Here is a 13298-nt window from a genome sequence, read left to right as displayed (position 1 = left end):
AATGAGTGATGAATCACAATGGTTTCAAATTTCAAAAGGGGATGAAAGACATATTCCTTCAAGCGCACAGTTACCTGATAGCTTTGAAAACCTCTACGATCAGCACGGGCTACTACCATTTCCTCCGGGTAATGACCCGGCTTCCTGTAAGTTGTTGGTCAAAAACAGTAATATTATTCCGCAATGCATCGAGGCATACAGACGGAACATTGCGGGTTATGGAATTGCTTTGGAGTATCTACCGGGCGAGAATGACGAAACGGCAGTAGAGGACTGGCATCGGGCAGAGAAGTTCCTTGAGACATGTAACCTTGAGAACTCTCCGGAGGAAATCATAGGGATGCTCATAGAGGACTTGGAGAGCTGTGGCATGGCAGATGTGGAAGTTGCATGGCCGCAAGGAAGCGAGTTTCCAACGATTTATAGAATGAAGCCGCAGTATGTCAGATGCACAACCGAAAGCAAAGTGGCGACTATCAAGCGAAAACGGCGTATCAAATCTACAAAGCGAATTGAGGAATTCTCCCAAAACATCTACGCCCGGCGTTACGCCATGAAGCGAGGGCAATCTGTTGTTTGGTTCCGTTTATTCGGCACCGAGACTGAGGGAGAGGAGAATGAAATCATTCCTTTACGTTTTGGAAATGATGGTCCCTACGGTGAACCGCGTTGGTTTGGGAATACGCCTGGTGTGGTTGGTAGTCGTGAGGCAGAGGAGTTGAACGTCTCCTACTTTTCAAATGGTCGGATGCTGTCTATGATTCTGACTGTAACCAATGGTCGTTTAACAAAGCAATCAATGGAGCTATTAAAGAATGTTAAGGGCTCTCAATCGCAGGGTGGCATCCTGTACCTAGAAGCCAAAGGGGAAGAAACAGGCGGTCCCATAGACGAAAAGGTTGAAAAGGTAGCTATCAAGCTGGACAAGCTTAACGACCTCCTTCAGCAGGATGCACTCTTTCTGGATTACGGAAAAGAGAAGAAGGCAGATATCCTTTCCTCATTTCGTTTGCCACCTATCTTAGTGGGCCAGAGCTCCGATTATAATCGGGCAACGGCACAGGCTGCGCTGCGGTTTGCAGAGGAGCAGATATTTGTACCTTACCGTAAATGGATCATGGATGAAATCTTTAACAAGCGCCTGTTCCCGGCTATGGGTATATTTCGAGTGCAGGCAACTCTTCGTGGACCGCGTATCATTGATCCTGAAGACCGCAAGCAGCTTTTGGACTTTATTGCAGATCGCGGTATCATGCTGGTTCGTGACCTTATTCCTATTGCCGAGGAAGTCCTGGATACAACCATTGACGAATCTAAGTACACTGAGGATTATCTGGATACTCCGATCGCTCAGATGATTAACAGCCAGCCTGCTCTGATGATGAAGGAATTAGACAATGATGACATACAGGAGCAAGTTGGGGCGATAGCCAAGCGATTGCTTCGACAGAGCGATCAGGAGGCAGGCATCCATGTGTGAGACATGTTGGGAACGGATAGCAAAGGCAGATGACGCGGAATTTCTGGATAGCTTGGAGTTGACTAACGCCGAACGTTCAGTACTTGAAGAGCTATACAAGCAGGGAGAAGATCGGATTGTTGAGATTCTTGAGCTGCAGGGCAAAGAATTGCACGAAGCCATTCAGGATCTAAGCGAGGAGTTACTGATTGATATTGGGGAGCTAGGCAAGGTGTTGATATCTGTCCAGGCTGGTGATCTGTTCACGGTACAATTTGAACAGGCTGTCTATGATGCATTCACACCGCTGTTTCACCTGGCTGGGGAATCAGAGCTTACTGTCCTTAATAATGACAAAAGTTGGTCCACGAAAAATAAGGCTGCTTCACGGTTTGCTAGAAATCTTAAGAAGCTTGTTCCTGACATGAACGGCACATCTAAGGACGTTATGACCCGAGCTTTCCAGAAGGCTATCAAGGAAGGGAAGACACCTTCAGAGAGAGCGGTATTAGTGCAAGAGATCAGCGCTGTAGCTACAAAGGGAGAAGATGGTCCTTTTACTATGAAGCGAGCTGTCACAGTTGCCCGCACAATGAGTACAGCCGCAGCCAACGGTGGGAAGCTTGAGGGATGGAAGCAGTCAGAAGTTGTCACAGGTAAGAAATGGCGGTCTTCAAAGGGGAGCCGTACCCGCAAAACGCATAGGAAAGCGAATGGTCAAGTCCAACCCCTCGACAAACCCTTTAAGGTTGGGAAAAGCGATCTGATGTTTCCGGGTGATCCTTCAGGACGTGCGGAGGAGATCATTCATTGTCGCTGCACGATGCAATCAGAGATGGATTAAAAGGAGGAACTGAATATGTTCAAGGTAGCACGAAGGATTATGAATTCGTGTCTTTTTGCGTTTTCGTTATTACTGAGAGGAGGTGAAAAAAGACGTGACATACAAAATGAAAGACGCCAAAATTACGCACTTGTCGCTCGTGGATAAGGGAGCCAATGGTGTGCCGTTTGTAATTATTAAGGCGGCTGGGAAGAATGCCATTCAAAAGCAAGTCCAGATCGCCAAAGTAGACGATTCCAAACACATTGTTATCGGTGTTGTGTATCAACCTGATGTTGAGGATGCCCATGGTGACATGATGGACGCTGTTGAAATTGAAAAGGCTGCACACTTATTTATGGAAAATCAGCACACTTACAACATTGATAAGCAACATGACCTGGACACCGACAAGGGGTACGTGGTGGAATCCTATGTTGCCCCGTGTGATATGGAGATTGGTGAGCAAGTGATTGCCAAAGGTTCGTGGGTTGCTGGCGTTAAAGTAACAGACGATGACACCTGGGAGGACATTCAGAAGGGTGAAATCACTGGTTTCTCCATGTGGGGTGTTGGCAAACGGGAAGAAATCGAGGAAGAAGAGGAGGTATCCAAAGGACTCTTAAGCCGAATAGCTAAAGCGCTGGGCCTGATCGAAAAGGGGGCTGTGGCAGACAAATATAATAAGAGCAGGAAGAACCGAGAATTTTGGGCCGCACAGGATGCCTTGAACTCGGTTCTTTTTCGTTGGGACCAATGGGAGAGCGGCATGGAGTCCGATACCGAGGTCATTCGGGAAGCCTTACAGGATTTTATTGAGATCGCTCAAGAGGTGCTAATTCAGGATGACATCGTGAAGGCTATTGGCAAACCATCTGAGCTGATCTCCAAAGCAGGAAAGAAGATTTCTTCCGGCAACTTGAAACATGTGGATGATGCTATTACTGCACTAACTGCACTTAAAAATAATACGGCTCCTGTAGAGCCAAAGGAGGAAGACGATTTGAAAGCAGAGGATATTGCAAAGGCCGTAACGGCTGCCATGGCTCCGATCGCTAAGCAAGTTGAAGGTTTGACTGCTGAGATTGCGGAGCTGAAGAAAGAGGAGGGTATGGAGGAACAGCCTGCAATCACCGAACCTGAACATAATGATCTAACCGATGCTATTACCAAGGCACTTGCACCGCTCACGGAGCAAATGCAAACGCTGGCTACTGATGTGCAGCTAGTTAAGAATAGTCGAGGTGGTTCCGCACAAGGTGGGGAACAAGAAATTAACAAGGCATCGGGTGGCGTAAGCTTCACCGGATTGCTATAAACCAAGGGGGATAATATTTTATGAGAACAAACGGTCAAATCGCTAGTACCACCATTCAAAAGTCCACTATTGTAACATCGATGGATAACACAGCGCTCAATTATGAGCAAGTGGATGCTTTTACAGAAATGGCGTATGAATCTACTGATTTTCTTAAAGGGATTCGCCATATTAATAAACTGAGTTCCAAAGGTACGATCGATAAAATTGGTGTTACTGGTCGTAATCTTCGCAGTAAGAAAGAGAATATTATGGCAGCAAATACCGCAACACCAACCTTTCCGCAAGTGCCATATGCTGTGGAACCGGTTGTTTTACCATTTGAGATTACCGAGGAGTTTATTCGCCAGACACAGCGTGTTCGTGGTCAAAATGCTGAGGACATTATCATGCGTTCCATGGCGAATAACTTTGGTGAAAATATGCAGGATATCGGCTTCAACGGAGATACTGCTACTTTAAGCACCGATCCGGATTATGAATTCTTGAAGATCAATGATGGCTGGCTGAAATTGGCTCGTACGACAGGGAATTTTCTGGATTTCGCAACAATGACAGCTACGCAAAAGAAAGGCGTTCTGTTTGAAGTTGAACGAGCAATTGCAACGCGCTTTCGATCTGGTGGTGTGTTCAAATACTTCATGCACCCTAATACCTTCTCAAAACGTCTTCAGAAACTCGCAGAGATGGACACCAGCGCATCGATTCAACTTCAAATTGCAGGCGGTGTTAAGAAGGTCAATGCCTATGACGTGGAAGAGGTTCCTCATATGCCTGAGGGTGCGATTTTGTTCACCTATCAGCGGAATTTCGCCATGGTGCATACCTATGATATGCAACTCAGAAAGACAACTGAAGGTAAGGAAGCCATTTATGCAGACAAGCGGTTCTATGCAACTCACACTGACTTTGATTCCATTTTTGAGGAACCTAACGCGGTTGCTTATGTAGAAGGGGTGGAATTTTAATGGCATACGTTACTTATAAGGGGACCAACGCGTCCCTCACCCTGCACGGTACTAGGTTTGAACCGAAGGTGCCGGTGTTAATTGAAAGCGAGTCAGTTTTGAAGAAGTTACGCGACCGAGTGGATTTTGAGATACGTGAGGAAAAGGTTATTCCCCTGGAGGACCTGACACTTGTCCAGCTTAAAGATAAGGCAAAGGCATCGGAAATAGAGGGTTTTAGTGATATGAAGAAGCCTGAACTGATTAAGGCGCTGCGCGACAAAGAGAACGCAGCTCTTGGGGATGATTTGGGTGGAAAGAAGGAAAAGGACAATGCTAACACCGACGATCCTCCAACAGCGTAGTCGAGTCAGTGCTATTCAGGAAGCTACTCCTGAGCAATTGGAACAATATGTCGATGACGCACAGACTAGGATAGAACTATACTTGCCTGTTAAATTTCCTGAAACGGTAGATAAGCAGCTCATGTTAGCCTGGTTAAAACTTGCCGAGTCGCTTGCACTTCAAGACAGTGAAGAATACCTTGCTTCCGTTGCTCGTAATTACGCATCAGAGAGCGATGGTGCATGGACTTATACGAGGCAGGCAGTTGCAGGTAAGACCACAGGCAACGCTGATGTGGATACTATTCTCTTCCTTTGGATTAAGAAGCAGGAGCAGGCCGATGACGGAAACATCACGGCATATGTGTTATGAACCATCGCTTCAATACTCCATTATCGGTGTATAGAGTAACCGGGAAGAAGGATAGCGACGACCTGTTCAGTGACCGGAAGTCCACCAAGGCAGGGGATTATAAATGCTTTGTTGTTAAAACCGAAACGTCCGAGAAGACGGATGAAAAGCCTGTATTGTATATCATAAAGAAGACGATAGGCTTGCTTAAATCAGCCGATGTGAAGCTTAGCGATGAGATACTTTTACTAGGACGCCGTTATTTGGTCATTGATATGATCCCGCGGCGATATTGGAGAGAGATCCAGGCTGCATGTGAGGTGAAGGGCAGTGAACGTTCATGATTTTGACGGCTTGGCCCGTAAGTTTAAAAAGTTGAGTGATGAAGGCGTGAGCGAGATCCTTCGCAATATTGCTGAAGCTGTGGGGGAGACATTATTAAACTTAGTCATTGATGAGATCGATAAGCAGGACCTTATTAATACGGGTTTAATGTGGAACTCTTTTACACGTGGCGAAGACGGAAACGTATGGGAATGGGATGTGGACCGCAACGCGATAACCCTTGAAGTCGGGTCCAATTTGGGAACCCGAAGTAACGATCCAAGTAAAGCGGGATATCCACGGTTGATTAATGACGGATATACAATTCACAAGGCCCACTTTGTACCTGGTTACTGGGATAGTGTGGGAGCATTCATTTATGATCCAAACGCTAAAGGCGGCTTTATGGCAAAACCGAGATCATTTATTGGTCGGCATTATTTTGACATTGCTATCAAGCAGTTGGAGGGCGGCATGAATGCTTTAATCCAGAAGCGTCTAGAAAAGGAATTGGAGAGGATGCTGTCATGATGGATGTTGGGCTTAAAGCGTGGGCTGATATCGTGCAGCAGGTTTATCCTGAGCTTCCGATTCTTCGGGATCGTTCGTTATGGCTGGCCGGACAGTTTGAGCGGCCAAGCGTATTCGTGGAAACGGATCTGGTTTCTGATAAAGTACACACGCCAAGGGCCGACCGGATTATTGAGGATGTGGGACTGGTCTTCCATTTCGATTTTGAACGGATCGGAGAAGAGGATCAAGGGGAACCGATTCCGTTGGATCTGGCTCCTTTCTTCTTATACCTCCGGCAACGCCGATTTTGCGTATCGTCACAGCGCTTCGGAATCATGATGGTAGTCGAGGCGCCACGTACACGGGAGTTGAAAGATAAGACGGAGGTCACTTTCCGTTATTCCTATTTGCTACACATTCCAAAGCTACTGATCAAAGACGATGGGCAGCCGGTGGAAAAAATCAACGATTTCTATATCGATAACGATGAAAGGGAGCTCAAAATATGAGTGTTAAAAAAACAATACGCGAGCCTGTCAATGTTTCGGATGATCTGAACAAACGAAACAAGCAGGAATGGATTGAGAGCGCAGTGGTATTGAAGCGGGAACGCTTTGAAATCGCCGGCGCTCTTTTTGATTGCAAAGCTGATGACCTGCTATCAAAGCAGGAAGTCATTCAGAAGCTAGATGCATACTTGCGTCCAGCAACGAAGGAGGAAACAGTAAATGTCGATACAAAGGAATAGAGCAGGTGCTTATGTTGAACTAATTGCATTGGCAAAAGCTCGCGTTACACCAGTAACGGGTCGTGTGTTGATCCCTTATCAAGCCGAGTGGGGGGCACCTGCCCAAGCAGTCGATATGGCTGATACATCTGAACGGCTGAAGGAGTCGGGCTTGCTTGTGGACGAACTAGAGCTTGCTGCAGAGAATGGAGCAACGGTGGTCGGCTACCGCGTCACCAACGAGCAAGAAAAGACAGCTCTTTATGCTGTGCCTGATAGCTACACGATTGAGGCACGTTATCCAGGTACGCGCGGAAACGACTTTGAATTTATGGTGCGGTCAGCCTTGGTAGATTCAATGAAGAAAGAGATTGTGATCCGTGATACCAAAGGAATTTATGACACGGAGACATACCTGGTTGCTGACAAAGCTGAAGCGATTGAAATACTGAAGAAGTCGGCAATGGTACGATTGAAAGATGCGGGAGCAACTACACTGGGTGATCTGGCTTATACCCCACTCGCTGGAGGCATCACAGGAACGGGTGTGATGACTGCATCCGATTGGAGTCGTATCTTTAATAGGGTTGATGGTCTAACTTTTGATGTGTTCTATTTGCCATCCACTGACAAAGCTGTCCAAGCCGCTTGCAAACAATGGCTGCTAGATCGCCGCGTAAAGGCCCGAAAGCTTGCACAGTTGGTTGTTGCAGGGGATGCATCTAAGGATGGTGATATCGAGGCACACAACGAGCGTTCTCGTGCGATGAATGCACGTTACATCATTAACTGCACTTTGGCCGGCGAACACATCAATGGTAAGACCTATGACTCAATTCAGTGGGCCGCATGGATCGCGGGGCTTGTAGCTGGTACGCCTGCCAACAAATCATTTACAGGTGTGAAGGTGCCTATGAAATTGGCTAAGGTGGACTGGAGTCATAGCGAAGTTATTAAGGGCTTGGCTGAAGGTACGCTAATGGCTACCCGAGATGGCTACGACTATATCATCGAATCAGCAATTAATACGCTGACCACACTTGGAACGGGAGAGCGTGAGGACTTCGGAAAGATCAGAGTGTCTATGACGATTGACCAAGTGCTTAATGATATTTATGCAACTGCCAAAAAGCAAAAGGCAAAGCTAGACAACGATAAAGATGGCCGTGGAATGTTTATTGCTGCCGTTCTTGAGTACCTTAAAATCCGCGGCCAGCAAAAGGCGATTGCTGATAACTTCACATTTACAGAAGACGGCTCAAAAACGAGCGACTTCGATTATGCTTTCTTCAAACTGTTTGCTAAACCATTAGACGCTATCGAAGCATTTTATATCACTTGGGAGGTGGCGTAATCAATGGAACGCGAACTAATTGGCCGTAACCTGTCTGTTCAGGATGACAACGGCGATGATATCCAAACTATCAAGGAAATTGAAGTTATATTGAAGCCGGAGAACCTTGATATTGTTAGAGCACGGCGCATGACGAAGACAAAGCAGCTCACGGGTTATGAGATTACCGTTAAGTTGGTCATGTCAAAGCTGGAATCACGACTGCGTTACAGATTACTGGAAGACTTTAAGGCAGGCAAGACATTGTTCTTGCCCCGAATCACGGGGGCACTCGAAGATAAGATGACAGGGAATACTGAGCGGGTGTTGATCACAGGTATTCACATCCATGACGAGATGGACATTATGGTTGCAAAGATAGATGACAATAACGGTATCGATATTACATTGTCCGGTACTGCGACGGATTTCGACTTCGTGGAAAAATTTCCGGATTATATGGCGTAGGAGGACGGATACCCGTCCTCTTCTTTATTTTTTTATCTCAAATAAACCACAACCTATTAGGAGGAATTATGAATGAGTAACCAAGACAAATTGCAAAAGTATTTGGAAAAAGGAAAAGCTGGCCGCAAGGATGACATCATTACGGTGTCTGCTGATGGCGAGGATTGGGCTGTACGCCGTTTGACGACAATGGAAGTTCGTCGTGCTTACGAACTTGCGTACGAGGAAGATGGTACTGCAAAAACAATGTTCAATGAGATCGACGTTATGATCGTAAAGGCTACGGAGAACGACTTTAACTGGAATGACACTGAGCTATTGAAGGCTTTCCATTGCACAACTAAATTTGAATTACCTCCTCGCTTGCTGGAAAATCCTAATGATTATTCTGCCCTTAGTCAGGCAGTACGGAATTTTCAAGAAACGAAGGATGCATTGCTCAAAGAAGCAAAAAACTCATCCGGCAAGACGGAGAAGCAAGCTGGGTAGCTTCCTTTTGGGTAAATCAAAAGAGGTTGCCAGCAGAAGTCTTGCCTTACGATGTTGACCGACAACGCCAATATTATTTTTGTTTGGCTGCAGGCATGATCGCGGAAGAAGAAGCAAAGCGGATGGCTAAGAAATAGTAGGGGGGAGGTGAAAGACAATAGCAGCTACATCAAAAGTAACGGTTCCGTTTGAAGCCCAGGATTTTATTTCTGGTGCTGTCAGGAATATACGGACGGTACTTCGCGGTGCTACCGATGATCTATTAGATTTTCGACGCGCATCCGGACAAATGGGGGACGACTTGGTTTCTAACCTCAGACGTTCTCGGAGCGCTGCGGATGACTTAGGGAGCCGTATTAACGATGCAACAGACGAAACACGTAGGTTAGGTAGAGCAAATGTTGACGATTTATTCCGGCGTGCTCGGAGCGGAGCAGATGATCTACGGCACTCTGCATCCCGTGCAGACGCGGAAATAAGAGGGATGAGTGACTCCCGTGTGCATCTACGAGCAAAGGATGATGTTAGCCCTGTCTTGGATGGCATATCATCGAAGATAACAACCATTGCTGCAACAGCAGGTGCCATGCTGCTGGGCGGTGGGATTAAAGACGCCATGTTTGGTAATGTGATGGACTATTATTCAGAGGCTTCTCGTAGTGCAGCCCTGTTACCAGCTGATGTGCGTGGAGAGAGTTTGCAAACTGTAGACAACTTGTATAAGCAAGGTATTATTTCCGACCGGGCGGCTGGTGCCCGCCAAGTAGCAAATGTAGCGCCGCTGGTACCTGACAAATCCAAAGTCAACGAGTTCATAAATGCTTCTTCCAAAATACAGTATATTATTCCTGATGCGGGTGCTGAAGAAGTGAATCGAGCATTGGCACAGGCATCTAATACTTTTAAAGAAACACCTACGCAAATTGCAGACAGCATGATGTATGCGTATAAAGAGGTTGGGGATCGGCAACAAGATTTATTCGATACTTTTTGGGAGTATGCTGGTTACTTCAAAAATACCGGTTCGAGTTCTGGACAGATGGCAAATTACTTGAAAAAAAGCGTAGAAGAGGGAGCCTTTAATTTTGACAAGCCAGCGGATTTCATTAAGGAGACGTTTGGAGTCAAAGCTTTGGATGCAGGGGATATGGAGAAATACTTTAAGCTTCGGGGTGCTGGCAAAGAAGAGGCGCCCCGGCAAGCTGCTGCTTTTACCGATGATATCAATTCAGGTGACGAACAGCGGGCCAAAGGTGCCCTTATGGCGCTGGTCGGGGATTTGTCTAGTCAAACACGGAGTGAATTGAAACAATCGCTTGTTTCCTTAGGAGCAGCAGCTGCAGAGGATAACGGCAATGCTATCATAAAGACGTTTCCGGTCCCATTTCAGCCGGCACCTTCTGTGATACCTGGTACTATGGAGGCGATGGTCAAAGCCCAGCAAGAGGCAAACCCTATGCAGGATATTATCCAGACCCGAGCTCAGATTGATCAGCAGATGCATGAATTAGGCGCAAATCTCTCTACAGCCGTTCTCCCTGCTCTTGAAGAATTCAATACTCTGTTGAGTGGAAATAAGGACAACATACAGGAACTAGGCTCCAAAATTGTAGGTTTTGTTAGCGGATTAACGAGCACTTATAGCGAACACTTTACTGCAATTAACACAGGTCTAGCGGTTCTTCTTGGAACTGTAGTAGCTGTGAAGACGGTGAAAACAGGTAAGAAGATTTGGAATACTGGTAGGGGTGTAGTTTCTACTGCACAGGGAATGTTCGGGAGACGTACCAATAAAAGACCTGGCCCAATCGAAGAAGTTGGCACGCCTACAAAAAAACGGTTCTCGCTTAGACGAGGAGGCATAGGCGGTAACAATGGAGGGATGGGCGGTCTAAGCTCAGTATCCTCAATGACCATCAATGCTGGTGTTGTACATTTGAACGAGGCCGGTGGTGGTCTTGGTGGCAATGGTGGAAATAGGAAACGTAGAGGAGGTCGAGGAAGCAAACGAGGCGGACGTGGGCGAAACGGCAACAGAGGAACAAATAACAGCAATACCAGGAGTGGCCGCAATGCAGACGGCTCTATCAGTGCTCGACGAAGGACCTTACCACCTGATACGGATGTGATTCCTGATGCAACACCTAGAAGAGGCACGGTTACCTATCGAAACTCCAGAATATTTCCAAGGCCATCACCTATCCCCGATGTAATTCCTGATGCGCCTAGAGGTGGCATGAAAGGATTATTTAAAGGCGGAAAGAAGGCTGTTAAGGCAGCGGGTGCTGCTGGTGTTGTGGCAGGAGTTGTACTAAGCGGCTATGACTTATACCAGGCTACAAAAGAGGATGGTCTTAAAGCGGGTATATCTTCAACAGGCGGTTCCTTGGTAGGTGGTACCACGGGAGGAATCGTTGGAGGATTGGTTGGTTCTCTAGTTGGTCCCATTGGTACGGCTGTCGGTGCAGGTGTTGGGGGTTGGGTCGGTGAAAAACTTGGTTCAATGGCTGATAATGCTGGATGGACCAAAAAAGCAGTAGACGGTATCTACTCCATCGGTGACTGGATCACAGGCAAGAAGAAAGAAGCGCCTGCAGCGGCTCCAGCCACACCACCTGAATCTAAGGTTACTTTCGGAAATATGACACCAGAGCGACAGAAGAAGCTCCAAAAGACCTTTGAGTCGTTCCGTTCGGACATGTCTAAGAATGGCATAAAGCAGGCTTTGAACAGCGCAATGGATCAAAGCGGTGTTACCAAGACAGTGGATAAGATAAAGGATCGCTTTATAGGAATGCTTAAGAGCACGGATTCAAAAAAGGCTCAAGACAACATACGCAGTGTGGGAACGGCATCTCAGAAAACAGGTGTCCAGACAAAGCAACTCGGACAAACTTCTAAGAGCGGTATGCAGGAGATCGTACAGGGGGCAGGTCGGGCTGGGAAGAGCTTTGGAGGAATTAGTAGTGCAGCAAAGTCTGCAGCAAGTGAGACACGATCGCATTTGATGTCCTTGCAGAATATCAGCAGTCAGGGTAGTAGCTGGGGAAGTAATTTAATTTCTATGATGACATCCGGAATACGGAGTAAATTCCCATCGTTATCTTCAGCTGTTTCTGATGCTGCAGGAGTCATTAAGAATTTTCTCGGTTTCCACTCGCCAACCAAAGAGGGTCCAGCAAGTAAATCCGACAAATGGGCAGGAAACTTTGTATCAATGTTCGCAGGTGGGTTAAAGTCGGATTCCATACGAGAAAGAATGAATTCGATAGCTGGAACTTTGCGTAGTGGTGTTCAGGGTATCCAGGGACCACAGAGTAGTAGTGGCGTTCCCATTGCCCAAACACTTAATCAGGCATCGCCTGCGACTAATAAGACTGTCACCATTCAGAACATTAACATCGATTTTGGAGAGCTAGCCAAAGGTGTTACAGACTTCACTCAATTTGCGAAGATGATGGCTAGCCCACAGGGTCGTGCGCTGATCCGGCAAGTGTTCGGTGAAGAGTTGTACAAAGTTCTGGAGAATGGAGGGTAAGCCATGTTGGCATTATCGCAAGGGAAAATACGACTTACGTTTCCGATTACCCCAGCTGAGGTTCAGATTATATCCGGTAATGAGGTTGAAGTGTTTACTGTTATTACCGGACAAGAGCGAACAGGTAAACCCGTTTCCAAAGCGAAGCGGGTTTCTTTTTCGACCATTTTGCCACGTAAATGGGAGGATATATGGGAGAAAGATAGTAAGCAAACGGTCACTTATAAAACCCCGGAAACAACGTGGAAGCTGTTGGAGAAATGGAAGGCGAAGCCGGTTGTGCTTAATTTCGAGAACCTGTTTAGTCAGACAATGATCATTGAAAATATGGAGAAAACCTATAAAGACGGACAGGGCAATCTGCATGGTACTTTTTCATTTGTCGAGAGTAAGCCGGTTAAGATCGTGTCCTACTCCAACTCGAAGCAGTTACTCAAGCCCGGTGTGATTATTACGAAGTCATCAAAAAGCCGACCCAATACGACCGGAAAAACGGACAAAAAAAATAAGAAAAAGACAAGCAAAAAAGGAAAAAAAGCAAAGGATAAGAGTAAGAAGGCTAAGGATAAGTCTAAGGCTAATGATAACGCGAAGGGCTCTTTCGATTACTCAAACCAAAAGAGCCGCATATCTAGTAAAAATGCTAGCGTTAAAGGGAAGTGA

15 protein-coding genes are annotated in these 13298 nt (G+C 46.5%); all 15 read left to right on the top strand.

The features are described 5' to 3' along the window. Position 1 precedes the first annotated feature (1 nt). The 15 genes from UB51_RS12870 (at position 2) to UB51_RS12800 (ending at position 13298) form a co-directional block, all read left to right on the top strand. Positions 2-1480, top strand: a complete 1479-nt coding sequence (locus UB51_RS12870; protein WP_044877637.1) for a phage portal protein — start codon at positions 2-4, stop codon at positions 1478-1480. Then, positions 1473-2303, top strand: coding sequence for a phage minor head protein (locus tag UB51_RS12865; protein ID WP_044877636.1), 831 nt, complete (start codon positions 1473-1475; stop codon positions 2301-2303). The genes UB51_RS12870 and UB51_RS12865 overlap by 8 nt, the downstream gene beginning before the upstream one ends. 94 nt (positions 2304-2397) lie before the next feature. Further along, a complete protein-coding gene (locus tag UB51_RS12860; protein ID WP_144407011.1) occupies positions 2398-3600 on the top strand; it encodes an XkdF-like putative serine protease domain-containing protein in 1203 nt (400 codons plus the stop codon). 20 nt (positions 3601-3620) lie between these two features. Further along, positions 3621-4568 (top strand): phage major capsid family protein, encoded by a 948-nt coding sequence (locus UB51_RS12855; protein ID WP_044877635.1) that lies wholly within the window; start codon positions 3621-3623, stop codon positions 4566-4568. Then, positions 4568-4912, top strand: coding sequence for a Rho termination factor N-terminal domain-containing protein (locus tag UB51_RS12850; RefSeq protein WP_044877634.1), 345 nt, complete (start codon positions 4568-4570; stop codon positions 4910-4912). The genes UB51_RS12855 and UB51_RS12850 overlap by 1 nt, the downstream gene beginning before the upstream one ends. Continuing rightward, entirely contained in the window at positions 4881-5264 is a 384-nt protein-coding gene (locus tag UB51_RS12845; RefSeq protein WP_044877633.1) for a head-tail connector protein, read from the top strand. Before UB51_RS12850 ends, UB51_RS12845 begins: the two co-directional genes overlap by 32 nt. Then, positions 5261-5587, top strand: coding sequence for a hypothetical protein (locus UB51_RS12840; RefSeq protein ID WP_044877632.1), 327 nt, complete (start codon positions 5261-5263; stop codon positions 5585-5587). Before UB51_RS12845 ends, UB51_RS12840 begins: the two co-directional genes overlap by 4 nt. Continuing rightward, positions 5574-6098, top strand: a complete 525-nt coding sequence (locus UB51_RS12835) for an HK97 gp10 family phage protein (protein WP_044877631.1) — start codon at positions 5574-5576, stop codon at positions 6096-6098. The genes UB51_RS12840 and UB51_RS12835 overlap by 14 nt, the downstream gene beginning before the upstream one ends. Then, positions 6095-6589 carry a hypothetical protein gene (locus tag UB51_RS12830; protein WP_044877630.1) on the top strand — a complete coding sequence of 165 codons (495 nt, stop codon included), beginning with the start codon at positions 6095-6097 and terminating at the stop codon, positions 6587-6589. Before UB51_RS12835 ends, UB51_RS12830 begins: the two co-directional genes overlap by 4 nt. Beyond that, positions 6586-6828, top strand: coding sequence for a hypothetical protein (locus tag UB51_RS12825; protein WP_044877629.1), 243 nt, complete (start codon positions 6586-6588; stop codon positions 6826-6828). The genes UB51_RS12830 and UB51_RS12825 overlap by 4 nt, the downstream gene beginning before the upstream one ends. After that, on the top strand, positions 6809-8161 hold the full coding sequence (locus tag UB51_RS12820) for a phage tail sheath subtilisin-like domain-containing protein (protein ID WP_044877628.1): 1353 nt from the start codon (positions 6809-6811) through the stop codon (positions 8159-8161). Before UB51_RS12825 ends, UB51_RS12820 begins: the two co-directional genes overlap by 20 nt. 3 nt (positions 8162-8164) lie before the next feature. Further along, on the top strand, positions 8165-8608 hold the full coding sequence (locus UB51_RS12815) for a phage tail tube protein (RefSeq protein WP_044877627.1): 444 nt from the start codon (positions 8165-8167) through the stop codon (positions 8606-8608). A 72-nt stretch (positions 8609-8680) separates the two neighbouring features. Then, positions 8681-9097, top strand: coding sequence for a hypothetical protein (locus UB51_RS12810; RefSeq protein ID WP_044877626.1), 417 nt, complete (start codon positions 8681-8683; stop codon positions 9095-9097). Positions 9098-9398: 301 nt separating this feature from the next. Next, the gene (locus UB51_RS12805; protein ID WP_052675911.1) at positions 9399-12635 is read left to right on the top strand and encodes a hypothetical protein; all 3237 of its coding nucleotides are present in this window, start codon (positions 9399-9401) and stop codon (positions 12633-12635) included. A 3-nt stretch (positions 12636-12638) separates the two neighbouring features. Then, complete coding sequence (locus tag UB51_RS12800) at positions 12639-13298, top strand: hypothetical protein (RefSeq protein WP_044877624.1); 660 nt, start codon at positions 12639-12641, stop codon at positions 13296-13298.

It is taken from the genome of Paenibacillus sp. IHBB 10380 (genome assembly GCF_000949425.1).
Taxonomy (GTDB): domain Bacteria; phylum Bacillota; class Bacilli; order Paenibacillales; family Paenibacillaceae; genus Paenibacillus_AQ.
Note: the sequence above shows the minus strand (reverse complement) of the source record. Positions and strands in the feature narration are given on the sequence as shown.

Excerpts from the sequence above, each read along its gene's own strand:
- UB51_RS12830 (WP_044877630.1), top strand. The coding sequence starts at position 6,095 with ATGATGGATGTTGGGCTTAAAGCGTGGGCTGATATCGTGCAGCAGGTT.
- UB51_RS12845 (WP_044877633.1), top strand. The coding sequence starts at position 4,881 with ATGCTAACACCGACGATCCTCCAACAGCGTAGTCGAGTCAGTGCTATT.
- UB51_RS12855 (WP_044877635.1), top strand. The coding sequence starts at position 3,621 with ATGAGAACAAACGGTCAAATCGCTAGTACCACCATTCAAAAGTCCACT.
- UB51_RS12815 (WP_044877627.1), top strand. The coding sequence starts at position 8,165 with ATGGAACGCGAACTAATTGGCCGTAACCTGTCTGTTCAGGATGACAAC.
- UB51_RS12820 (WP_044877628.1), top strand. The coding sequence starts at position 6,809 with ATGTCGATACAAAGGAATAGAGCAGGTGCTTATGTTGAACTAATTGCA.
- UB51_RS12870 (WP_044877637.1), top strand. The coding sequence starts at position 2 with ATGAGTGATGAATCACAATGGTTTCAAATTTCAAAAGGGGATGAAAGA.
- UB51_RS12865 (WP_044877636.1), top strand. The coding sequence starts at position 1,473 with ATGTGTGAGACATGTTGGGAACGGATAGCAAAGGCAGATGACGCGGAA.
- UB51_RS12850 (WP_044877634.1), top strand. The coding sequence starts at position 4,568 with ATGGCATACGTTACTTATAAGGGGACCAACGCGTCCCTCACCCTGCAC.
- UB51_RS12800 (WP_044877624.1), top strand. The coding sequence starts at position 12,639 with ATGTTGGCATTATCGCAAGGGAAAATACGACTTACGTTTCCGATTACC.
- UB51_RS12840 (WP_044877632.1), top strand. The coding sequence starts at position 5,261 with ATGAACCATCGCTTCAATACTCCATTATCGGTGTATAGAGTAACCGGG.
- UB51_RS12810 (WP_044877626.1), top strand. The coding sequence starts at position 8,681 with ATGAGTAACCAAGACAAATTGCAAAAGTATTTGGAAAAAGGAAAAGCT.
- UB51_RS12825 (WP_044877629.1), top strand. The coding sequence starts at position 6,586 with ATGAGTGTTAAAAAAACAATACGCGAGCCTGTCAATGTTTCGGATGAT.